The following is a 20,731-nucleotide window of genomic DNA, read 5'->3' as shown; positions in this document are numbered from 1 at the left end:
GGCACTTGCGGTTTGGCCCGAAGATAAGCCGAACGCCGCCTGGGGCAAGAGCGCTAGGCCATATTCGAGGCCGTGTGCTTCAGCCAATCGGCTGTGCGCTCGTCGGCCGGAAAGAACGTCTCCAGCGCCAGCTCCGACAGGGTGATGTCGAGCGGCGTGCCGAACACCATGGTGGTGGAGAAGAAACTCAGTATCCTCCCGTCGTGGCGCAGCTTGAAGGGGATCGCGACATTGTCGCTCGACAACGGCGCCGATCGTGCCGGGATCGGGTAGCTCTTCAGGTCGTTGTAAAGCTTGATCAGCTCCGGATCGGCGGTCGCCTCGCATTGCCGGTGCAATCGCTCAAGCAGGTGCCCGCACCATTCCGCGACATTGACCGTGCGCGGCGCCAGCGCTTCGGGGTGAAACGCAAGCCGCAGCACGTTCAAGGGCTGCTCGAGCAGCCGTTGCGGAATGCCCTCGAGCAGCGGCGCCACCATGCGGTTGGCGGACACCAGATTCCAGTGCCGGTCATAGGCCAGCGCCGGATTGGGCTCGTGCGCCTTGAGGACAAGGTCGATCGCCTGGCGAGCGGATTTCAAGGCGGGATCCTCCAGCGGACGCTGCGGAAAGGCTGGCGCATAGCCGGCTGAGACCAGCAGCACGTTGCGTTCGCGCAAGGGCACCTCGAGACGCTCGGCGAGCCGCAGCACCATGTCGCGCGATGGCGCGGCGCGGCCCGTCTCGACGAAGCTCAAATGGCGTGCGGAGATTTCGGCCTCGCTCGCAAGGTCGAGCTGACTCATGCGGCGGCGCTGCCGCCACTCGCGCAAATGGTCGCCGATATGGATCGGCTGGCTGCTTTCGGCGCGTGCCGTGGATGCATGTGCGTTCATGATCGAAAACCTAGCATGCGGATTTGAGCCCTTCCATTACCCCCGAGGTAATCGAATTACGTCCTGCCGCGACGCATTCTTGGTGCGACAGGAGATGACCATGATCGCGCTGCTGCTCTACCGGATCCTCGCCGACCACGTCGCACCCTGGGCCATGAATTTGGCAACCCGGATGCTCGCCCGCAGCCTCAACATGCCGGAGCCGCTGCTGCATTCGACCGGCGCCTATGTCGTCGCGCAGGTCACCGCGTTCGAGCACAGCGTCGGCAAGAGCCTCTCTCCGTTCCGCCCCGTCCGCCTGCTCCGCGCCTGGTGGCGTGGACCGGGCCGAGTTCACCCCAAGCCAACCATGGAGACCGACGATGATTGACGCATCCACCTTCCTGCGCCGCGCGCTGCTCGCCGACGCAATCTTCAGCGGCGTCGCCGCGCTAGGCTTCACTCTTGGTGCGGGCGCGTTCGCAACGCTGTTCAACCTGCCTGAGGCGCTGCTGCGCGAGACCGGCGTGTTTCTGATCGCCTACACCGCACTGGTCGGCTGGCTCGCCTCGCGCGGCTCTGTGCCGAAGCCGCTCGTGCTGCTGGTCGTGATCGGCAACGCGGCCTGGACGGTCGGCAGTGTTGCACTGCTGTTCTCCGGCGCGGTATCGCCGAACTTGCTTGGCGAGATCATGGTGGTGGCCCAGGCGATCGCGACCGGCGTGTTTGCGGAGCTGCAATATCTGGGCTTGCGGAGGAGTGGCGACGCCGTAGCGGCCTGACACCGTTACAAATGCAGTGGTCGCCCGGTCGAGCGGGCGACCGAGCACTTCAAAGACGGTCGTCATATGCGAAAGCCGCAGTGTACTGCATGCCCCGTCCGCGCGGGGCATGACAGCGAGGTCGAGGCTACGCCTTGGCGCGTCCGACCTTGCCGGCGAAGTGCTTGCCGTTCAGCTTCTTCTTTGTCGCCGAGGTGCTTTTCGCACTGGCCTTCTCGGCCCTGCGCTCCGCGCGCGCCTTCACCTTGGCGCGCTCGACCCGCGCCTCGGCGCGCAGCTTCTTGCGCTTCTTCTCGCAAGATTCGCACTTGCAGCCGATCGGCTTCAAATAGGCTTTGAAATAATCGGTGCCGTAGTCGTAGTTGATTTCATCGCCCGGCTCGATGTTCCTGATGGCCCGGATGAACACCTTGCGCTCGCGCGGGCGGACATCGGATTCGGCATTGGGCCGGCAGGAATGGTTGATGTAACGGGCAAGGTTCTTGCGTACCGAGCCGTCGATGGTCCAGCGTCCGTTGAGCTCGAACAGATATTTGTTCTCGATATCGTCGTGCGCGGGAATGCGCGAATCCAGGATCGGTCCGAAATAACGGATGATCCGGGTTCCCTTCTTGATCGGTTTGGTGGCGAAGAGGCCAAGCCCGGTCTTGGAGCGGCCGACGCGATAGGGTTTGTTCGACGATATGGCTGGCATGATCAAGAGAAACGAGGCCGCGAACCAGGCTGGATAAGCCCAAGCGAAGCCACTCTTCTAGAACGATTCCGCGTCGCTGTCAGGTCTGTCCGGGGTACGTTTGAGCCTTGCCCACAGTGAAGATATGCTTGGAGGATGCTTGAGGCTGCGGGTTCCGCATCATCGCGCGCACCCCTGGTCTTGATCTTCCGCCGATGCCCAATCGTTGGGCGCGCCAACTACCATCGAACACTCAACGCATGGCAGAAGTTATCGTCCTTTCCGTTCGATCAGGATGCGGGCAGCTTCCCCGCTACCGTGGACTTCAGAATTGCTTCCAGCAGCTGCTCGGCCGTGGTGCCCGGCGGCAGCCGCTCCAGGATGTCCTGGAGCCGCCCGTCGAGCAGCAGCATGGTGAAGCCATGTACCATTGACCAGGCCCGCGCGATCGCGGCGCCCTGCTCGATGGTCAGCGCGTCGCCGCTGATCGGCTCATGCCGCATCGCGCCGATGGCATTGGCTAGGCCGGCGAAGGAGGATTCCGCCGCCTCGTGCAGCGAGGGTCTGGAATAGTCGAGGCGTTCGGTGCGGAACATCAGCCCGTACATGCCGGGATGGGCCTGGGCGTAGGCGACATAGGCCTTCGGCCGCGCCAACGCCCGCTCCAGCGGCGAGGTGGCGGCGTCGCAGGCTGACGCCATTGCCGCGTTGAACTGGCGGAAGCCGATCGCCGCGAGCTCGCTGACGAGCCCGGTGAGGTCGCCGAAATGATGGGTGGGCGCGGCATGCGACACCCCCGCCTCGCGCGCCACCGCGCGCAGCGTCAGGCCTGCGAGCCCGTCGCGCTCCAGAACCCGTTCGGCCGCCTGCAGCAGCGCCTCGCGCAGCGCTCCGTGGTGATAGGGCGTGTCGCCTTTCGCGCTCGCCGGGCGCGACGCCGACGATGTTCCTCTGGGGGCACGCCGGCTGCGCGCAGTTTCGCTCTTGGTGTGGGTCTTGGTGTCGGTCTTGGCCATGGGCAAGCTATATGACGCAATATTGACAGTGTAAAGATTTCGCTTGACGAACACTGCAAACGTCACTATCCAATCTTTACGATGTAAAGATAAGGGAGATACGCCGTGCAGCAGGATGCTATCGCCGAACACCGCAGCAACCGCGGGCCGATTCCATTCGAGGCCGACGCGCCCGTCCTCAAGGTTATCGGCGAATTGCCACGCGAGCTGAACGGCACGCTGTATCGCAACGGTCCCAACCCGCAGTTCGACTCCCCCGGCGCGCACTGGTTTGTCGGCGACGGCATGCTTCATGCTTTTCACCTCGAGAACGGCCGCGCCAGCTACCGCAATCGCTGGGTCCGCACGCCGAAATGGCTGGCCGAGCATGACGCGGGCCGCGCGCTGTTCGCAGGCTTCGGCCGCAAGCTGCCGGATGCGCCGGCAAACCTGACCGACGGCGGCGCCGCCAACACCAACATCATCTTCCATGCCGGCAAGCTGCTCGCGCTCGAAGAGGCACATCTGCCGACCGAGATCGAGCCGGGCACGCTGGCGACGCGCGGCTATCACAATTATCAGGGCCGCCTCGCCGGCGCCTTCACCGCGCACCCGAAGATCGATCCGACCACCGGCGAGCTGGTGTTCTTCGGCTACAATGCCGCGGGGCCGCTGACGCCCGCCCTCTCCTACGGATCAATCGATGCGTCCGGCAACGTGACGCGCTTCGAGCGCTTCGAGACGCCCTATGCCAGCATGGTGCACGACTTCATCGTCACGGAGAACCACGTGCTGTTTCCGGTCCTGCCCCTCACCGGCAGCATGGAGCGCGCGACCAGCGGACGGCCGCCCTATGCCTGGGAGCCGGACAAGGGCGCCTATGTCGGCGTGATGAAGCGCAAGGGATCGAGCAAGGACATCGTCTGGTTCCGCGCCGAGACCTGCTACGTCCTTCACGTCATGAATGCATGGGAGGACGGCAACCGCATTGTCGCCGACGTCATGCAGTTCGAGGAGGCACCGCTGTTTCCGCGTGCAGACGGGCGGCCGACCGATTCCAAAAAATCCTTTGCGCGCCATTGCCGCTGGACTTTCGATCTTGCCGGGAATACCGACCGCTTCCAGCAGGCTTATCTGGATGATCTCACCGGCGAATTCCCGCGTGTCGACGATCGCCGTGCGGGGTTGAAGAGCCGGCACGGCTGGTACGCCTGCTCCAATCCAAAACTGCCGGTAATCGGCGCGCTGTCCGGCATCGCCCATGTCGACGGCAATGGCAAACGGCTCGGCCTTTATCTGCTGCCGCCCGGCGACACCATTTCCGAGCCGGTGTTCGTCGAGCGGTCGAAAGACGCGGCGGAAGGCGACGGCTGGCTGCTCGCGGTGGTCTGGCGCGCGGACGAAAACCGCAGCGACCTCGCCGTGTTCACCGCCACCGACATCGAGGCCGGCCCGGTCGCACTGGTGCAGCTCGGCCATCGCGTGCCGGACGGCTTTCACGGCAATTGGGTGCGGGCGCAGTAGCTCCCCCTGGTCGTTCCGGGGCGCGCGAAGCGTGAGCTATGATGCGCGCCCCGGAGTGACGGATAGAGGACGCCTCGCATGCACGTCCCCGCCATCACGGCGAACTATCTCGCGATCCTCGCGCTGATCTACGCCGCGCTTGCGCTGCAAGTCGTCCGACTGCGACGGAACAGCAAAACCGCGTTCGACGACGGCGGCAATGGCGACCTGCGCAGCGCAATCCGCGCCCATGGCAACTTCATGGAATATGTTCCCATTATCGCGCTGATGGTGGCGCTACTCGAAATGTCCGGCGCATCAGCTTTGCGCATTCACATGCTGATGGGCCTGCTTCTGCTGTCGCGGCTGCTGCATCCGCTCGGCATGTACGCAACGCCGGGCTCGCTCCGGTTTCTGATCTGCCGCGGCGGCGGCATCGCGCTGAGCATCGGCCTCTTGATCGCCAGCGCGCTGACCATCCTGTCGCGGCTGAACTGGATCGCAGTCGCCGATGAGCTCTCCGATCAAGCCATTGCGACGATTGAGTTTTTACGAGTCATTCACGTAATTTTGACACTGTAAAGATTTTGCTTGACCCGGCGCCGGTGCCGAACTATCAATCTTGACATCGTAAAGATTGGCTCGACCGAGGCGGCCCATGACGATTTTCCTGATCCTTGCCCCCTATGGCGTCTACACCTTGCTGATGCTGGTGACGTCGGCCACGGTCAGCGTGTTTGCGGCGTCCGCGCTCTGCCTTGCCACGATCGCGATCGACGTTGCGCGCGGTCGCTCGGTGAAGACCCTCGCTGCGGGCTCGGCGGTCCTGTTCGCAGCAATCGGCCTCACGCTCGCGCTGTTCGATCCGAAGCTCGGCACGCTCGGCGTCAAGCTGTCGGTCGATATCGGTATCTTCGTGATCTCGCTCGGCTCGATCCTGGTTCGTCGTCCCTTCACGCTGCAATATGCGATCGAGTCTGTTCCCGCCGAGACCGCGGCAATGCCGGGCTTTCTCACCGCCAACTACATGATCACCGCCGCATGGACCGCGGCCGCCTTGTTGATGATGGCGGCCAACATCGTGCTGCTCTACTTCCCGGGCCTGCCGGTCTGGTCGGGCCTTGCGGTCGCCTTCGCCGCCCGCAACAGCGCGATCTACTTCACAAAATGGTATCCCGAATATCGCCAGATCAAGTACGGTGCGCCGGCCGCCGTACTGCCGAACACCCCGTAAGACAGGATCGACGATGAAGGACGTATTCGCTCGCCTCGCCTCCGACTTCCTTTCGGCCATCATCTTTTTAGCGATCTATCTCATCACCGACAACGTCATCCTGGCGACGTCGGTGGCGATTGCCGGTGCGATCGCGCAGGTGATCTATGCCCGCGTCAGGGGGCGGCAGCTCAGCTACATGACCTATGCGAGCCTGGCGCTCGTGGTCGTGCTGGGCACGATAACGCTGCTGACGAATGATCCCCGCTTCATGCTGGCGAAGCCCTCGATCGCACATTTCGCGATTGGAGTTATCATGCTCAAACGCGGCTGGATGTTGCGCTACATGCCGCCGATGGTCGCGGAGACCGTGCCGGAATATGTGATTGGCGCCGGCTATGCTTGGGCGGCGCTGATGTTCGTGATCGGCGCCGGGACGATCGCGGTCGCATCCACCGGCGATCTGAAGCTGTGGGCGTTCTACATCTCGGTGGTCGCCGGCGGCGCCAAGATCCTGGCCTTCGCCGTGCAGTATGTTGTGTTCCGGCTCATCGTCACCAGCCGCCGGCGGGCTGCCGCCCGCGCCTGATGGCGTCCACGCGACATTGGTCAGCCGCCAGCAGTTGCGCTATACGCTCGGTCCAGGACTGGCTGCGGATCGTCGCGGCCCGCCGGGATCGTTCGGGAGACGGGAATGGCCGTAGACGGCAACTGGAATCTGACCATGACGACGCCGATGGGCGAGCGCCAGGCGACGCTGACCCTGCTGAGCTCCGGCGGAACGCTGACGGGCACCCAGGGCGCGGAAGGCCAAACCACCGAGATCTTCGACGGCACCATCAGCGGCGACGCCGTCAACTGGAAAGTTTCCATCACCAATCCGATGCCGTTGACGCTCGAGTTCATCGGAAAGGTCTCCGGCGACAGCATGAGCGGCGAGATGGGCATCGGCCCGATGGGCAGTTTTCCGTTTACGGGGACGAAGGCTTAATTCGGCTCTACCGACGAACACGCCGGAGCCTCCACGCGTCTTTGCGAGGAGCTGTTGCGACGAAGCAATCCAGACTCTTCTTCGTGCAAAGAAAGATGGATTGCTTCGCTTCGCTCGCAATGACGGAGCGTAAAGACGTCAGCCTCTGCTCCGAAGCGAGCACGCCTCCTCAGCCCAGATTCAACTCCTTGAAGAAGTCGTTGCCCTTGTCGTCGATGATGATGAAGGCGGGGAAGTCGACGACTTCGATCCGCCAGATCGCTTCCATGCCGAGCTCGGGATATTCGAGCACTTCGACCTTCTTGATGCAGTGTTCGGCAAGGTTTGCCGCCGCGCCCCCGATCGAGCCGAGATAGAAGCCGCCGTACTTCTTGCAAGCCTCGCGCACGGCTGGCGCGCGGTTGCCCTTGGCAACCATCACCATCGAGCCGCCTGCGGCCTGGAACTGGTCGACAAAGGAATCCATGCGGCCCGCCGTGGTCGGGCCGAACGCGCCGGAGGCATAGCCCTCGGGCGTCTTGGCCGGGCCGGCGTAATAGACCGGATGGTTCTTGAAATAATCCGGCAGCGGTTCGCCCTTCTCCAGCCGCTCGCGCAGCTTGGCGTGCGCGGAATCGCGCGCGACGATCATGGTGCCGGTCATCGAGACACGGGTCTTGGTCGGATATTTCGAGAACGTCGCCAGGATGTCCTTCATCGGCTGGTTGAGGTCGATCTTGACGACCTCGCCGCCGAGTGACTCCTCGACCTGCGGCAGATACTGCGCCGGATTGTGCTCGAGCTCCTCGATATAGACGCCGTCCTTCGTGATCTTGCCGAGCACCTGGCGATCAGCCGAGCAGGACACCCCCAACCCGATCGGCAGCGAGGCGCCATGGCGCGGCATGCGGATCACGCGCACGTCGTGGCAGAAATATTTTCCGCCGAACTGCGCGCCAACGCCGAGCGACTGCGTCATCTTGTGGATTTCCTGCTCCATCTCGACGTCGCGGAAGGCGTTTCCGTCCGGCGAGCCGTGGGTCGGCAGCGCATCGAGATAGCGCGCCGAGGCGAGCTTCACCGTCTTCATGCAGAGTTCGGCCGAGGTGCCGCCGATCACGATAGCGAGGTGATAAGGCGGGCATGCTGCGGTGCCCAGAGTGAGTATCTTTTCTTTGAGGAAGGCGAGTAGCCGGTCCTTCGTCAGCACCGAGGGCGTTGCCTGAAACAGAAAGCTCTTGTTAGCGGAGCCACCGCCCTTGGCCATGAACATGAACTTGTAGGCGTCATCACCTTCGGCATAGATCTCGCACTGCGCCGGCATGTTGTTGGCGGTGTTCTTCTCCTCATACATCGACAGCGGCGCGACCTGCGAGTAGCGCAGATTACGGCGCAGGTAAGCATCGCGCGCACCTTCCGACAGCGCCGCCTCGTCGTCACCGTCGGTGATGACGTTGCAGCCCTTCTTGCCCATGATGATCGCCGTGCCGGTATCCTGGCACATCGGCAGCACACCGCCAGCCGCGATATTGGCGTTCTTCAAAAAGTCCAAGGCGACGAACTTGTCGTTGGGGCTGGCCTCGCCGTCCTCCAGGATCGCGCGGAGTTGCTTCAGATGGCCCGGCCGCAGATAGTGGTTGATGTCGCCGAAAGCCGCTTCCGACAGCGCCCGCAGCGCTTCGCGCGACACCACCAGCATGTCCTTCCCCAAAACCTTCTCGACCCGGACGCCCTCCGCCGTGATCTTCTTGTAGGGCGTCTCGTCCTTGCCCAGCGGGAACAGCGGGGTGTGCTTGTACGGCGGAACGGACTTTGACGGATCGGGAAAAGCGGTGGGAGCGTTCATGGAGGATATCTCGGGTTTTGGAGCCCTCGCGCGGGCCCCTGGCATGGAAGCGTTCTAAGCGTTTTTGTCGTAAAGGGAAGCCGCTCCGGTGCGATCGGGGCATCCCGATTCGGCGCCACGGCGTTGATTCTTCCGATCGCCTGGGCTGACGGCGGGGTCATGATCCCGGTTTGTACAGCTCGGTTGCACCCCTTGCGCTTCGCGCTCGCCGACGCTTGAATGCGCGTCCCAAGGGGCTTCTCACCATGACTTTCAAATTGGACGTCCGCGGCGCGATGCTTGTCGCCGCCGCAATCACCGGCCTTGTCACCCTGGCCGCGCCTGCGCGCGCGGACCAGTGCGACGACATCGCCAAGCAGCTGGCGGGCGGCATCGATGGGCTGAAGGTCAACTTCAAGGCCGCCAACATCATCTATCTCACCCACCCGGCCGCGAAGGAGCTTTCGCTCGGCTGCCGCGCCCAGGGACAAAACTATTCCAACGAGCTCTATGCCAAGGGCGACCGCAAGCCGACCCCGAAGTTTTTTGATCTTGTCGCCTCCGCCGCAGCCATCACCTTCACCCTGCCAAAGGACGATGCCACGACCGGCGCGACGCGCTGCCTGAAGCGCATGGGCCTGCTGCGCGGCGACAAGGTCTCGATGCGCTACAAGCGCCTCAACATGGAATGCACGCGCACCAAGACCGAGGCATCGATCGCGATCACGCGGCCGAAGGACGAGTAGGCTGCGCTCTCGCCGCGGAAGCGGCACGCGCATATCGCGACGTCGCTGACCACACACTCCGTCATTGCGAGTGCAGCGAAGCAATCCAGACTATCTCTGCGGAGGGATACTGGATTGCTTCGCTGCGCTCGCAATGACGAGGGGAGGTCCATCGTCTCGCGGACATCGCCAATAGAGGCGCGAGAACAGCGCCTCACCACGCACGGATCCCTCGCATTTTAACGATTGGCTTGACGGAAGCTTCGTCGCTCGCAGGGCAGGGTCAATTGTTCAATCTGTGAGGATTTGTGGATGAGCGTTTCAAGCGTTGCGCCGCCCCCTGTGACGATCGTAGTCCCGAGCTATGACACGACCAAGCAGCAGGACGAGCAGGTCAAGGCCAAGGACAACGACCCGACCTATCAGCCGACGCCGCCCGCGCCGCTGCCGCCGGGCCAGGGCACGCGGATCGATCAGCTCGCCTGATCGGGTTCGCCGACGGTGGATCGCCCGATCCGGTTGATCGGGCCTTTCGCGTGTCCGCTCACAACTTTGCCCGACAGCGCGGGCAATCCGCCGCCAGCCTCGGTCCGGACCGGCTAATTATCGAGCTCGCGATAGCGGCGGAAGATGCCCTGCTCGTTGTAGGGAATGCGGCGCTCGCTTTCGAGATAGGCCTTGATGTTCGGCCGCGCCGCGACGCGGTCGTGCAGGCGGACGAGACCGGGGATTTCGCCCTCGAACGCGTTCATGTGTTTCGGAAAGGCGTAGCGCAGGCCGTCGACGACCTGGAACAGGGAGAGATCGACATAGCTCAGCCTGCGGCCGGTGAGGTAGTTGCCGCCATTCTCGTCGAGAAGCTCTTCGAAATAGCCGAGATATTTCGGCACGCGCGCGCTCCAGAAATCGGCCGCACGCCTCTTCGCCGATGGCCGCTGGTCTTCGTAATAGAGCGAAGGTCCGAGCGGATGATGGGTATCGTGGATCTCGACCACGAAGTCCGTGATCGTGAGCTGGAGCTGGTGCACCCAGAGTCGTCCAGCTTCCGTCGTGGGCGCAAGCCCATGGCGCGCGCCGAGATAGAGCAGGACGTTGGCGGTCTGGCCGATGACGAGCTTGCCGGCCTTGAGGAATGGCGGCGCAAACGGTGGCGTGCCCTTGTGCGAATCCATCATCTTCATCATCGCAGCCGTGCCGCGCGGACCGCGCGCGACATCGACATAGGCCGCACCTGCCTCCTCCAGCGCCAGCCGCACATATTCGCCGCGGCCCTGGATCTCGGGCCAGTAATAGAGCTCGTATTTCATCACGGGAATCCCCAAGGGAGAGTGCCTCAGGATAAGCCTAGCACGTCGCCGCAAGTTCCCTTACGGCGAGTCGGAACGCTGTCACCACACGTCATTGCGAGCGCAACCGAAGCAATCCAGAATCCCACCGCCGAAAGACTCTGGATTGCCTCGCTGCGCTCGCAACCACGCGTCCGCAAACGACGAAAGGCGCCGTGCCGGAGCACGACGCCTTGGATTCTGCTGTCGCCAGCGATCAGTTGGTCTGCTGGATCGCCGACAATTCCCAGGCGCTGCCCGGGCGACGGGCAAACGTCCAGACTTCGGTGACCTCGCCCGGCTGCTCGCCGCCGGCGACGATGGCGCCGGTGCCGCGGTCGACCGTCTTGTCGGTGAGCGCGAAGCGCATCGCCACCGTCGCGTATTCGGTGTCTCCCTCGCGCCAGGCCTCCGCCAGGTCACCCTGCAACAGCTTGACGTTGGACGTCTTGTTGACGACGTTGCGCGCGCGGTTCTCTGCCAGATCCTTCTCGAAATACGAGACCATTTCCGGCGTCGCGAGGGTGTGCAGTTTTGCAACGTCCTCGTTGGACCAAGCGGTCTGGATATCGCCGAGCAGGCGCTCGAACGCCTCGTAGTCGTCGGGGCGGATTTCGAGCGGCGCATTGTTGGCGCCGAAGCCGAAGCCGCCGCCAAGCCCGCTGCGGTAGCTCGTCTGCGCTCCCGGACCACCGCCGGAATCAGCACCGGCGTAGGCCGCCTGCGGCGCGTTGCGGCGCTGCCACCAGGACATTGCCAACCGCACCACGAACACGACGAGCACGATCTGGATGATAAGGCCCAGGATCGACGACAGGCCGCCGAGGCCACCGAACAGGCCGCCACCGAACAGCATGCCGAGAAGACCTGCGCCGAGGAAGCCGGCCGCGAGACCGCCCAGGAACCCGCCGCCACGACCGAACAGGCCGCCACGCGCAGGAGCCGAGGCAGCCGAATTCATGCCAGCGCCCGGCTGGGTGAAGGTGCGATTGAATTGCGAGGTGGAGCCCGGCGCGGTCGTGGTCGACGGCGGGGCCGAGAAGGTCCGCGAACCGCGCGAACCGGACGAGAAGCCGCCACCGACGCGAGCGTCAGCGGACGAGATCGCCAGCGCGGTCGGCAACGCTAGCGCCAACGCGACGGCAATCGTCTTCACGAGAGTGCGGGACCATTGCGAGAAATTCATGTGCGTTTCCCAAATCCCCGGCATGGGGACGTGCGCCTAAGATGGGTAGACTTCGCAAAAAGTGAAGCCGCTTTCGGAACCCGTGGCTGCGGCGCTCAGTCGCGGGCAGGCGGTAAAAATCGTTATTCGGCGGGGGTTTGGCGGCAATGCACGGCGGAACCGTGGTTGCAGGTTACCGGCGGGTTTACGACCGGAATTCCGCTCCCTCCCTAGGGTCGTCCTGGCGCACGCCAGGACCCATTACCCCAGGAAGAAATTTTGGCGACGATTGGGCATTCGGGACTGGCAGCGTGCCCACTCGATAGATCACACGGTATGGGTCCTGGCTTTCGCCAGGACGACGGCGGAGATTGTTGCGCGTCCCTCGTTTAGCGCCAACTCACCCCTGCTTCGCCATCGTCTCCTTCACCGCCGCCACGAGCTGGCTGAGCGTAAACGGTTTTGGCAGGAAGTCGAACTGCTGGCCCTCGGGCAGGCTCTTCTCGAAGGCGTCTTCGGCGTAGCCGGAGACGAAGATGAACTTGATGTCGGGATTCTTCTCGCGCATCGCCTTGAGCAAGCTCGGGCCGTCCATCTCGGGCATGACGACATCGGAGACGACGAGGTCGATCCCGCCGCTCTGCTCGGCCAAAACCTCCATGGCCTCGACGCCGTTCTCGGCCTCGACCACGGTGTAGCCGCGCGAGCGCAGGCCACGCGCGTTCAGCGCGCGCAGGCCCTCTTCGTCCTCAACCAGGAGGATGGTGCCCTGTCCGGTGAGATCGGTGCGCGGCTTGGCTTCCGCTGCAGATGCAGCTTCCTTCGCGGCGCCAACGGTCACCGCCGCAGGCGGCTCGAGCTGGAGGTCCGGCTCGGCATGATGGCGCGGCAGGAAGATATGGAACGAGGTGCCCTGCCCCGGCTGGGAGTCGACATAGATGAAGCCGCCGGTCTGCTTGACGATGCCGTAGACGGTCGAAAGCCCAAGCCCGGTGCCCTTGCCGACTTCCTTGGTCGAGAAGAACGGCTCAAAGATCTTGTCGCGGATGTCGGCAGGGATACCGGTGCCGGTATCGGCGACCTCGATCCGCACATAGTCCGCCGCCGGCATGCCCTTGTAGGCGAGCTTGCCCGCGTCCGCGCTGCCGACATTGGCGGTGCGGATGATCAGCTTGCCGCCGTCCGGCATCGCGTCGCGCGCGTTGACCGCGAGATTGACGATCACCTGCTCGAACTGGGAGACGTCGACCTTCACCGGCCAGAGATCGCGGCCGTGGATCAGGTCGAGCTTGACCTTCTCGCCGATCAGCCGGCGCAGCAGCATGGTGAGATCGGACAGCGCGTCGCCGAGATCGAGCACCTGCGGCCGCAGCGTCTGTCGCCGCGAGAACGCGAGCAGCTGCCGCACCAGGGTCGCGGCGCGCGTCGCGTTCTGCTTGATCTGCATGATGTCCTGGAACGACGGATCGGTCGGCTTGTGCGCGTTCAGCAGGAAGTCATTGGCCATCATGATGGCGGACAGCACATTGTTGAAATCGTGCGCGATCCCGCCGGCGAGCTGGCCGACCGTCTCCATCTTTTGCGACTGGTTGATCTGGTTCTCCAGCGCACGCCGCTCGGTGGTCTCGAGCATGTGGACGATCGCAGCTTCCGCATCGTTTTCGCCGCCGTCGACCGGCGTCACGAAGAACTGTCCCCAGCGCTCCTTGGTGCCTTCCAGCGCCACCTCGACCGGTGCGATGTCGGCCTGGTTTTCGGCAGCCTGGTTGATGGCCGCGATCAGCAGGTGCCGGTCGCGCGAATTGACCGCGCGAAAGATCGACTTGCTGGCGCTGTCAAGGCCGAGGGCTTGACCGAGCTTGGCGTAGCGGGCATTGGCGCGCACGACGTTGCCGGCGCGGTCGACGGTGGCAATCGCCATCGGGGTATGATCGAAGAAGCGCATGAAGCGCACTTCGGCGGCGCGGTCCGGATCGCTGCGTTCGTCGCGGGCACGGCTGATGACCAGCGTGCGCGACGGCCCCGGCGCGCCGTCGGCGCCGAAAGCGAGCTTGTGATAGAGCCGCACCGGCATGGTCTTGCCGGTGCGCATGCGCAGGTCGATGTCGAAGATTTCCGTCTTGACCTCGCCAGGCACCGCCACGATCGAGCTGAGCAGCGAGGCACCGTCGCCGGAGACGATGTCGGCGAGCTTGAGGCCGCCGGAACCAATCTCGGCGAGGTCGTAGTCGAGCCAGTTCGCCAGCGTGGCGTTGACATAGGCGAGCTCGCCGGCGGGATTGACCGAGAAGAACCCACAAGGCGCGTGGTCGAGATATTCGATCGCGTGCTGGAGCTCCTGGAACACGTCCTCCTGGCGTTCGCGGTCGCGGGTGATGTCGGCGATCGACCACACCGCGTATTTGGCTTCGCGCTTGCCGGTGCCGAGCGGCCGCACGCGCATCCGCAGCCAGCGGCCCTGGCTGCCGTCGTGGCCGGAGATCCGCACCTCTTCCTGCTGCCGCTTGCCTTCCCGTGCCGCCTTGAGCAGGCGGAACACCGCTTCGGAGACATCGGGATTGCCGATGAAGACGCGCTCGACCGGCCGCACGTCCTGCGGACCGGAGGCGCCGGTCAGGGTCAGATAGGCCGCATTGGAATAGACCACATGGCCGCGCGGATCGGTAACCGCGAGGCCGTCGAAGGCGTGATCGGCGATGCGCCCCATCACGGGATCGTCGAGATTGCGGTCGACAAAGCGAATGATGCCGGCGGCGAAGGCGAACAGGTTGAACAGGCCGATCATCGCCAGCACGGCGAGGATGCCGAGAATATAGGGCTGCGCCTGCGCGCGCCCGAGCGTCATCAGCCCGATGGCGACCGCGACCAGGCCGGTGGCGACCAGCAGCACCAGCGCAATGCTGCCCGAGCGCGGCGACGGCTCATGCGCCGCAACGGGCTCGCGGGACAGGTCGTGGTCGGTCTCGGCAGTCATTTCACGCTGGTGCAGCCTGTCGGCAGAGAATCAACGCGCTTCGGGGCACGTGGGGTCCTCCCTGCCTGAATCGGACCCGCAGGCGCAAGGGCGCCATAGGGGAAAGGTACGCTGATTCCCAGTTTACGGCCATTTCCGGTACTTTTCGGGGGGTTATTGCCGTGCGGCACTAAATCCGCGCTTCATCCGCATGACGTAACCGATGACTTCGGCGACTGCGTGGTAGTGCTCCATCGGGATTTCCTGGTCGATTTCGACGGTGGCGTAGAGCGCACGAGCCAGCGGAACGTTCTCGACGATCGGAATGTCGTGCTCGCGCGCGACCTCCCTGATCTTGAAGGCGATATTGTCGACGCCCTTGGCAACGCAGATCGGCGCCGACATGCCGCGTTCATAGGACAGCGCCACCGAATAGTGGGTCGGGTTGGTGATGATCACCGAGGCTTTTGGAACCGCTGCCATCATGCGCTTCTTGGAGCGCTGCTGCCGCAATTGCCTGATCTTGCCCTTGATGTGCGGATCGCCTTCGGACTGCTTGAACTCGTCCTTGATCTCCTGGAGCGACATTTTCTGCCGCTGGAACCAGCTCCGGTACTGGAAGAAATAGTCGGCAATGGCGACGATCGCGAGCGCCGCGACCACCGCGCCGAGCAGGTGGATGGTCATGCCCGTGGTAGCGCCCAGCATGGCGGACGGATCGAGCTTGACCATCGCCTCCATGCGGTGCCGCTCCGGCCACAGGATCGTGCTCATGACGACGCCAACCGCGATCAGCTTGCCAATCCCCTTGAGGAAGTTCGCGGCGGCCTGCTTGCCGAAGATGCGCTTGAAGCCGGCGGCGGGCGAGAGCTTGCTGAATTTGGGCTTGAGCGATTCGGCCGACCATACCAGCCGGTGCTGGAGCATATTGCCGGCGATGGCCGCCAGCACCAGCATCAGCAGGGGAATGCCGACGGCCGCCAGCACCGCGCCTTCGATCTGCTGCACCAGCACGAGCAGGTTCCCGGGGTCGGTCTTGATCATCCAGGAATTGGCGAGCAGGTTGCGCATCGGCGTCACCAGCCCGCTGCCGACCGAGCCCGAGAAGGTCGAAACCACGAGCGTGCCGCCCGCGATCATGAACCAGGTGTTGATCTCCTGGCTTTTGGCGACGTCGCCACGCTCGAGCGCCTCTTCAAGACGTTTTTGCGTCGGGTCTTCTGTTTGACTCTCTGGATCGTTGTCATCCGCCATCGATCACTCCTTACTTGAGCGGCATCATCTGGTGCATGACACCGATGAAGTAATCGAGGTAAGTGCCCATCATCGCTGTGAGCACCATGGCGAGCACCAGGAAGCCCACGAAGATCGACAGCGGCACGCCGACGAAATAGACCTGCATCTGCGGCATCAGCCGGGCCAGCACGCCGAGTCCGATATTGAACACGAGGCCGAACACCAGGAACGGCCCGGAGAGCTGCAGGCCGAGCAGGAACGCTGCGGAGAACGCTCTTGTGGCGAGCGAAGCAACGTCGCCGCTCGACACGGTCTCGCCCGGTGCGAAGATCGCGTAGCTGTCGTTCAGCGCCGCGATCACCAGATGATGGCTGTCGGTGGCAAACAGCAGCGTCACCCCGAGCATGGTCAGGAAATTGCCGACCAGCACACCCTGCTGCCCCTGGGTCGGATCGACCGAGGTGACGAAGCCGAGCCCCATCTGCTGCGCGATCACGGCACCTGCGACCTGCAAGGCCGAGAGCGTCACGCGCGCCGTCGCACCCAGCACGATGCCGATCACGATCTCATGCAGCATCAGTACCAGAAGCGGCGCGAGCGAGCCCATGTCGACATGGTAGGCATTGCGGTGCAGCGGCAGGATCACCAGCGTGAGCAGAAGCGCGATCGACAGCTTGACACGCGTCGGGATGTTGCTCTCGCCGAGCCCCGGCAGCAGCATCACCATCGCACCGACCCGGGCGAAGGCGAGCATGAAGGCTGCGGCGAGCGCCGGCAGCAGCGAGACGTCGATGCGCATGACGCCCGCATTGTGCCTCAGCCGCCGATGATTCGCGACGAGATCCGCAGCATGTGGGAATGGAGTGCGTCCGCCATGAAGGGCAGCGCCAGCAGCAGCGTGGCGAAGATGGCCAAGATCTTCGGCACGTAGATCAGCGTCTGTTCCTGGATCTGCGTCAGCGCCTGGAACAGCGACACCACCACGCCGACCACGAGCCCCACCACCATCAGCGGCGATGACACGATCACGATGGTCCAGATCGCATCACGCGCGACGTCGAGGGTTTCAGGTCCGGTCATGTTGATTTCTCGCTCTCGGTTACTTCGTTACTTCGTCATTCCGGGGCTCGCGAAGCGAGAACCCGGAATCCATCCGACATCAGCGTCGGTGGCACCATGGATGCCGGGCCCGCGACTTCGTCGCGCCCCGGAATGACACTCAGATCGGCATCTTCATGATGTCTTCGTAGGCCGCGATCACGCGGTCGCGGACCGAGACTAGCGTGGACACAGCGACGTCGGTATCAGCGACCGCCGTCACCACGTCCATCACGTTGGCCTTGCCGGCGGCCATCGCCACCGTCTGCGCGTCCGATTTGCGGCCGGATTCCATGACGCTGCCGACGGCGTCTTTGAGCAGCGAAGCAAAGGCTTGACCGCTTGCCTCGCTGCCCTTGCCGGCTCCGCCGCTTTCCAGCACGCGGGCAAGACTGGCATAAGCATTGGCGGCGATTGTCGGTGTTGCCATGGCTCAAGGTTTCCTGTTCAGGATTTGAGGATGTCGAGCGTGCGCTGGATCATCCGGCGCGTCGCACTGATGATGTTGACGTTGGCCTCGTAGGACCGCTGCGCGTCGCGCATGTCGGTCATCTCGACCACCGAATTCACGTTCGGATATTTGACGTTGCCGCTGGCATCCGCCGCTGGATTGCTCGGCTCGTATTTGACGCGGAAGTTGGACTGGTCGGGCTTGATCCTGCCCAGCGTGACGACCTGGGCATCGAGCGTGCGGTCCAGCGCCGAGGAGAACGTCGGCACCTTGCGCCGGTAGGGATCGCCGCCGGCGGACTGCGACGTCGAATCCGCATTCGCGATGTTTTCCGAAATCACCCGCATGCGCCCAGCCTGCGCCCGCAACCCGGAGGTTGCGATCGCCATGGAACGGGCAAAGTCGCTGCTGTCATTGGCCATGATACGGCTCCTTTAATCCTAGCCCTTGCCGATCGCCGTCTTCAGAAGATGCAGACTCTTCGAATAGAGCGATGTCACCGCGGCATAATCCATCTGATTGCTGGCGGACTTCATCATCTCTTCTTCGAGATTGACGGCGTTGCCCGCAGGGCGGGTCTCGAAGCCCGCATTCTTGTTCTGGTCGAAGGTTGAGGCCGCGCCGGACGGCGTCATGTGGGACGCGCTGGTAACGGTCATGGCCAGCGGCCCCATCGAGCCCGCGGCGGCGCCGGTCTTGTCGAATTTCGGTTCGACCAGTTCGCGCGGCCTGAAATTGGGGGTGTCGGAATTGGAGACGTTCTCGGACAGGACGCGCTGGCGTTCCTGGTGCCACTGCATCTTGGTGCGAAGCGCCGACAGCACCGGAAGATCGTTGATCGACATCGTTGCGGCTCCTTCCGCCTCGCAGGACCCCTGGTCCGAAGCTAGGCAGAATTTGCCGTGTGTATGGTTAACAGGTGGTTAAAGGTGCAGCGGATCGATGTTTCCGTTTGGGACATCATTTCGCCCCATGATTCCCCGCATTCCAAAAGCCGCGTTAACCCAACCGGTTGGCGGCGTGTACACAGGCAAGAAGTCGTTTTGGATCGGGCGATTCATGGGTTATTAAGGGTCGGGGACGGCAAAACTTGCCGCGGGACGTTAAGAGATCACAGTTTTTGGGGCATCGCACGCCTATGGTCGGCGCATCCGATCATAGGCACGAGAGAAGCGCCATTTACCGGGGACAGGTATGAACGGTAGCCCTATCACTTTCATCGTCGCGTTCATCGTCGTTCTGGCGTTGATCGGCGTTGCCGCGTGGCTGGTCCGCCGATTCGCGACCACCCGGCTCGGCGCCAATACCCAGCGCGGCAGGATGCCCCGGCTCGCCGTGATCGACGCGGCCGCGGTCGATGGCCGCCGGCGCCTGGTGCTGGTCCGGCGCGACAATGTCGAGCATCTGCTGATGATCGGCGGCCCCACCGACATCGTCGTCGAGCCCAATATCGTGCGCGCCGCGCCTGGCCGCGACCAGCTTCCGCAGCGCTCCAATGCGGTCGAGCCGCCGCGCCTCGCCCCGATGCCCGACACCAGCGGCTGGGCTGACGAAGCACCGCGGCCGGAAGTCCTCGACCATCCCGAGCCGCAGATGCCCGAGCCGCCGCCGCGGCCCTCACGGCCCTCCTTCGCCGACGAAGTCCGCCGGCCCGCGCCTGCTCTGGCCGAGCGCCGCGGAGATCGCGGCGATCGCGGAGATCCCTTGGCGGGCTTTGCGCCTGAGCCGAACGCCCCGCGTCCCGAGCGCGAACTGCGTCCGGAGCCGGTGCCGCCGCGCGTTGCCCGTAACGAACCGCCATTGATGCCGCGCCCGCCGCGTCAGAGCGACCCGGCGAAGGCGCCGCCAGTGCGCGCCGAGCGCGCCGCCGCGCCACCGCCGCCCGTCCCGCAGGCTCCGCCCGTGCCGCCGGCTGCTGCCGCGCCGTCGAGCGCCGAACAAAATCTCGCTGAAATGGCCCAGCGCCTCGAGGCCGCCTTGCGCCGTCCGGCCGGCGAGACGGTCGCGCCTCCGGTTGCGCCGGAGCCGCCGGCAGCTCCGGCGCGCGCGGCGCGCAGCGAGCCGCCGCCGGCCCCCCCGGTCAGGCCGGCTCCGGAAAAGACCAGCTTTGAGAATCTCGAAGACGAGATGGCCTCGCTGCTCGGCCGTCCGAAGCCGTCTTCGTGAGGCTGCCGACCCTCCCGCGTAGAGTTTTCTTTTTTTCTGTCCTGATCGCCGCGGCTTCGCTCGCAGGTCCTGCGCATGCGCAGGACATCAGCATCAATCTCGGCAGCCAGGGCGGCGGCGGTGTCACCGAGCGCGCGATTCAGCTCATCGCGCTGCTCACGGTGCTGTCGATCGCTCCGTCAATCCTGATCATGATGACGTCGTTCACGCGCATCGTGGTCGTGCTGTCGCTGTTGCGCACCGCGATGGGCACGGCGACTGCCCCGCCCAACTCGGTGATCCTCGCGCTTGCGATGTTTCTCACCTTCTTCGTGATGGGACCCGTCTTGCAAAAATCCTACGACGACGGTATCCGCCCGCTCGTCGCCAACCAGATCAGTGTCGAAGACGCGCTCCAGCGCGCCTCAGTGCCCTTGCGCGGCTTCATGCAGAAGAACGTGCGCGAGAAGGACCTGAAGCTGTTCCTGGATCTCTCCGGCGAGCCGCCGCCGGCCACGCCCGACGAGCTCGCGCTACGCATCCTCGTCCCCGCCTTCATGATCTCCGAATTGAAGCGTGCCTTCGAGATCGGCTTCCTGCTGTTCCTCCCCTTCCTGATCATCGACCTCGTCGTCGCATCGGTGCTGATGTCGATGGGCATGATGATGCTGCCGCCCGCAACGATCTCGCTGCCGTTCAAGCTGATCTTCTTCGTGCTGGTCGACGGCTGGTCGCTGGTGGCGGGAAGTCTGGTGCAGAGTTACGGGGGATAGAGACCGACGAGGGTCAGCGAAATGCACCATGCGGCAGCGCATCCC

At 64.1% G+C, this 20,731-nt stretch carries 24 protein-coding genes; 11 read left to right on the top strand and 13 right to left on the bottom strand.

The genetic code is table 11. The features are described 5' to 3' along the window. Positions 1-53: 53 nt before the first annotated feature. On the bottom strand, positions 54-875 hold the full coding sequence (locus tag AC0L2O_RS18215) for a helix-turn-helix domain-containing protein (protein WP_473370667.1): 822 nt from the start codon (positions 873-875) through the stop codon (positions 54-56). A 100-nt stretch (positions 876-975) separates the two neighbouring features. Between AC0L2O_RS18215 and AC0L2O_RS18210 the strand changes: the two genes are divergently transcribed. Both AC0L2O_RS18210 and AC0L2O_RS18205 read left to right on the top strand, forming a co-directional pair. After that, the gene (locus AC0L2O_RS18210; RefSeq protein WP_369722693.1) at positions 976-1,245 is read left to right on the top strand and encodes a hypothetical protein; all 270 of its coding nucleotides are present in this window, start codon (positions 976-978) and stop codon (positions 1,243-1,245) included. Next, positions 1,238-1,636, top strand: a complete 399-nt coding sequence (locus AC0L2O_RS18205; RefSeq protein ID WP_369722692.1) for a hypothetical protein — start codon at positions 1,238-1,240, stop codon at positions 1,634-1,636. Before AC0L2O_RS18210 ends, AC0L2O_RS18205 begins: the two co-directional genes overlap by 8 nt. A gap of 127 nt (positions 1,637-1,763) precedes the next feature. Here AC0L2O_RS18205 and AC0L2O_RS18200 read toward each other — a convergent pair whose 3' ends face one another. Next, complete coding sequence (locus tag AC0L2O_RS18200; RefSeq protein WP_473370666.1) at positions 1,764-2,330, bottom strand: SET domain-containing protein; 567 nt, start codon at positions 2,328-2,330, stop codon at positions 1,764-1,766. 269 nt (positions 2,331-2,599) lie between these two features. Next, positions 2,600-3,325 (bottom strand): TetR/AcrR family transcriptional regulator, encoded by a 726-nt coding sequence (locus AC0L2O_RS18195; RefSeq protein WP_369722691.1) that lies wholly within the window; start codon positions 3,323-3,325, stop codon positions 2,600-2,602. Positions 3,326-3,430: 105 nt separating this feature from the next. Here AC0L2O_RS18195 and AC0L2O_RS18190 point away from each other — a divergent pair, with 105 nt between their 5' ends. The 5 genes from AC0L2O_RS18190 (at position 3,431) to AC0L2O_RS18170 (ending at position 7,011) form a co-directional block, all read left to right on the top strand. Further along, positions 3,431-4,828: a carotenoid oxygenase family protein gene (locus tag AC0L2O_RS18190; RefSeq protein WP_473370665.1), complete on the top strand. Its 1,398-nt coding sequence runs from the start codon at positions 3,431-3,433 to the stop codon at positions 4,826-4,828. Positions 4,829-4,906: 78 nt separating this feature from the next. Next, entirely contained in the window at positions 4,907-5,389 is a 483-nt protein-coding gene (locus AC0L2O_RS18185) for an MAPEG family protein (RefSeq protein ID WP_409188089.1), read from the top strand. Between the two features lie 76 nt (positions 5,390-5,465). Next, positions 5,466-6,041: a hypothetical protein gene (locus tag AC0L2O_RS18180; protein ID WP_473370664.1), complete on the top strand. Its 576-nt coding sequence runs from the start codon at positions 5,466-5,468 to the stop codon at positions 6,039-6,041. 13 nt (positions 6,042-6,054) lie between these two features. Further along, the gene (locus AC0L2O_RS18175) at positions 6,055-6,609 is read left to right on the top strand and encodes an inner membrane-spanning protein YciB (protein ID WP_369722687.1); all 555 of its coding nucleotides are present in this window, start codon (positions 6,055-6,057) and stop codon (positions 6,607-6,609) included. 105 nt (positions 6,610-6,714) lie between these two features. After that, positions 6,715-7,011 carry a hypothetical protein gene (locus tag AC0L2O_RS18170; RefSeq protein WP_473370663.1) on the top strand — a complete coding sequence of 99 codons (297 nt, stop codon included), beginning with the start codon at positions 6,715-6,717 and terminating at the stop codon, positions 7,009-7,011. 169 nt (positions 7,012-7,180) lie between these two features. Here the strand turns inward: AC0L2O_RS18170 and AC0L2O_RS18165 are convergent, their stop codons facing one another. Then, positions 7,181-8,836, bottom strand: coding sequence for a fumarate hydratase (locus tag AC0L2O_RS18165; protein ID WP_473370662.1), 1,656 nt, complete (start codon positions 8,834-8,836; stop codon positions 7,181-7,183). 245 nt (positions 8,837-9,081) lie between these two features. Here AC0L2O_RS18165 and AC0L2O_RS18160 point away from each other — a divergent pair, with 245 nt between their 5' ends. Together AC0L2O_RS18160 and AC0L2O_RS18155 are read left to right on the top strand one after the other, a co-directional pair. Continuing rightward, positions 9,082-9,561: a hypothetical protein gene (locus AC0L2O_RS18160; protein WP_409188087.1), complete on the top strand. Its 480-nt coding sequence runs from the start codon at positions 9,082-9,084 to the stop codon at positions 9,559-9,561. A 291-nt stretch (positions 9,562-9,852) separates the two neighbouring features. Then, positions 9,853-10,026, top strand: coding sequence for a hypothetical protein (locus tag AC0L2O_RS18155; RefSeq protein ID WP_369722683.1), 174 nt, complete (start codon positions 9,853-9,855; stop codon positions 10,024-10,026). A 113-nt stretch (positions 10,027-10,139) separates the two neighbouring features. Here AC0L2O_RS18155 and AC0L2O_RS18150 read toward each other — a convergent pair whose 3' ends face one another. The 9 genes from AC0L2O_RS18150 to flgB form a co-directional block, all read right to left on the bottom strand. After that, the gene (locus AC0L2O_RS18150; protein ID WP_473370661.1) at positions 10,140-10,847 is read right to left on the bottom strand and encodes a glutathione S-transferase; all 708 of its coding nucleotides are present in this window, start codon (positions 10,845-10,847) and stop codon (positions 10,140-10,142) included. Positions 10,848-11,082: 235 nt separating this feature from the next. Continuing rightward, on the bottom strand, positions 11,083-12,075 hold the full coding sequence (locus AC0L2O_RS18145) for a Tim44 domain-containing protein (RefSeq protein WP_473370660.1): 993 nt from the start codon (positions 12,073-12,075) through the stop codon (positions 11,083-11,085). A gap of 355 nt (positions 12,076-12,430) precedes the next feature. After that, positions 12,431-15,004, bottom strand: a complete 2,574-nt coding sequence (gene cckA, locus AC0L2O_RS18140; protein ID WP_369722680.1) for a cell cycle histidine kinase CckA — start codon at positions 15,002-15,004, stop codon at positions 12,431-12,433. A gap of 153 nt (positions 15,005-15,157) precedes the next feature. Then, positions 15,158-16,237: a flagellar biosynthesis protein FlhB gene (gene flhB, locus AC0L2O_RS18135; RefSeq protein ID WP_473370659.1), complete on the bottom strand. Its 1,080-nt coding sequence runs from the start codon at positions 16,235-16,237 to the stop codon at positions 15,158-15,160. Between the two features lie 10 nt (positions 16,238-16,247). Continuing rightward, complete coding sequence (fliR, locus tag AC0L2O_RS18130) at positions 16,248-17,018, bottom strand: flagellar biosynthetic protein FliR (RefSeq protein ID WP_473370658.1); 771 nt, start codon at positions 17,016-17,018, stop codon at positions 16,248-16,250. A 17-nt stretch (positions 17,019-17,035) separates the two neighbouring features. Further along, positions 17,036-17,299 (bottom strand): flagellar biosynthesis protein FliQ, encoded by a 264-nt coding sequence (fliQ, locus tag AC0L2O_RS18125; protein WP_409188081.1) that lies wholly within the window; start codon positions 17,297-17,299, stop codon positions 17,036-17,038. A gap of 139 nt (positions 17,300-17,438) precedes the next feature. After that, positions 17,439-17,747 (bottom strand): flagellar hook-basal body complex protein FliE, encoded by a 309-nt coding sequence (gene fliE / locus AC0L2O_RS18120; protein WP_473370657.1) that lies wholly within the window; start codon positions 17,745-17,747, stop codon positions 17,439-17,441. A 17-nt stretch (positions 17,748-17,764) separates the two neighbouring features. Further along, positions 17,765-18,190 (bottom strand): flagellar basal body rod protein FlgC, encoded by a 426-nt coding sequence (gene flgC, locus AC0L2O_RS18115; protein WP_473370656.1) that lies wholly within the window; start codon positions 18,188-18,190, stop codon positions 17,765-17,767. 18 nt (positions 18,191-18,208) lie between these two features. Continuing rightward, positions 18,209-18,613, bottom strand: a complete 405-nt coding sequence (flgB, locus tag AC0L2O_RS18110; RefSeq protein ID WP_409188079.1) for a flagellar basal body rod protein FlgB — start codon at positions 18,611-18,613, stop codon at positions 18,209-18,211. 349 nt (positions 18,614-18,962) lie between these two features. Here flgB and AC0L2O_RS18105 point away from each other — a divergent pair, with 349 nt between their 5' ends. Together AC0L2O_RS18105 and fliP are read left to right on the top strand one after the other, a co-directional pair. Next, positions 18,963-19,934, top strand: coding sequence for a flagellar biosynthetic protein FliO (locus AC0L2O_RS18105; protein WP_473370655.1), 972 nt, complete (start codon positions 18,963-18,965; stop codon positions 19,932-19,934). After that, entirely contained in the window at positions 19,931-20,686 is a 756-nt protein-coding gene (gene fliP / locus AC0L2O_RS18100; protein ID WP_473370654.1) for a flagellar type III secretion system pore protein FliP, read from the top strand. The genes AC0L2O_RS18105 and fliP overlap by 4 nt, the downstream gene beginning before the upstream one ends. Positions 20,687-20,731 lie beyond the last annotated feature (45 nt).

It is taken from the genome of Bradyrhizobium sp. Kon10, from assembly GCF_055807395.1.
This window is presented reverse-complemented; position numbering and strand designations above follow the sequence as displayed.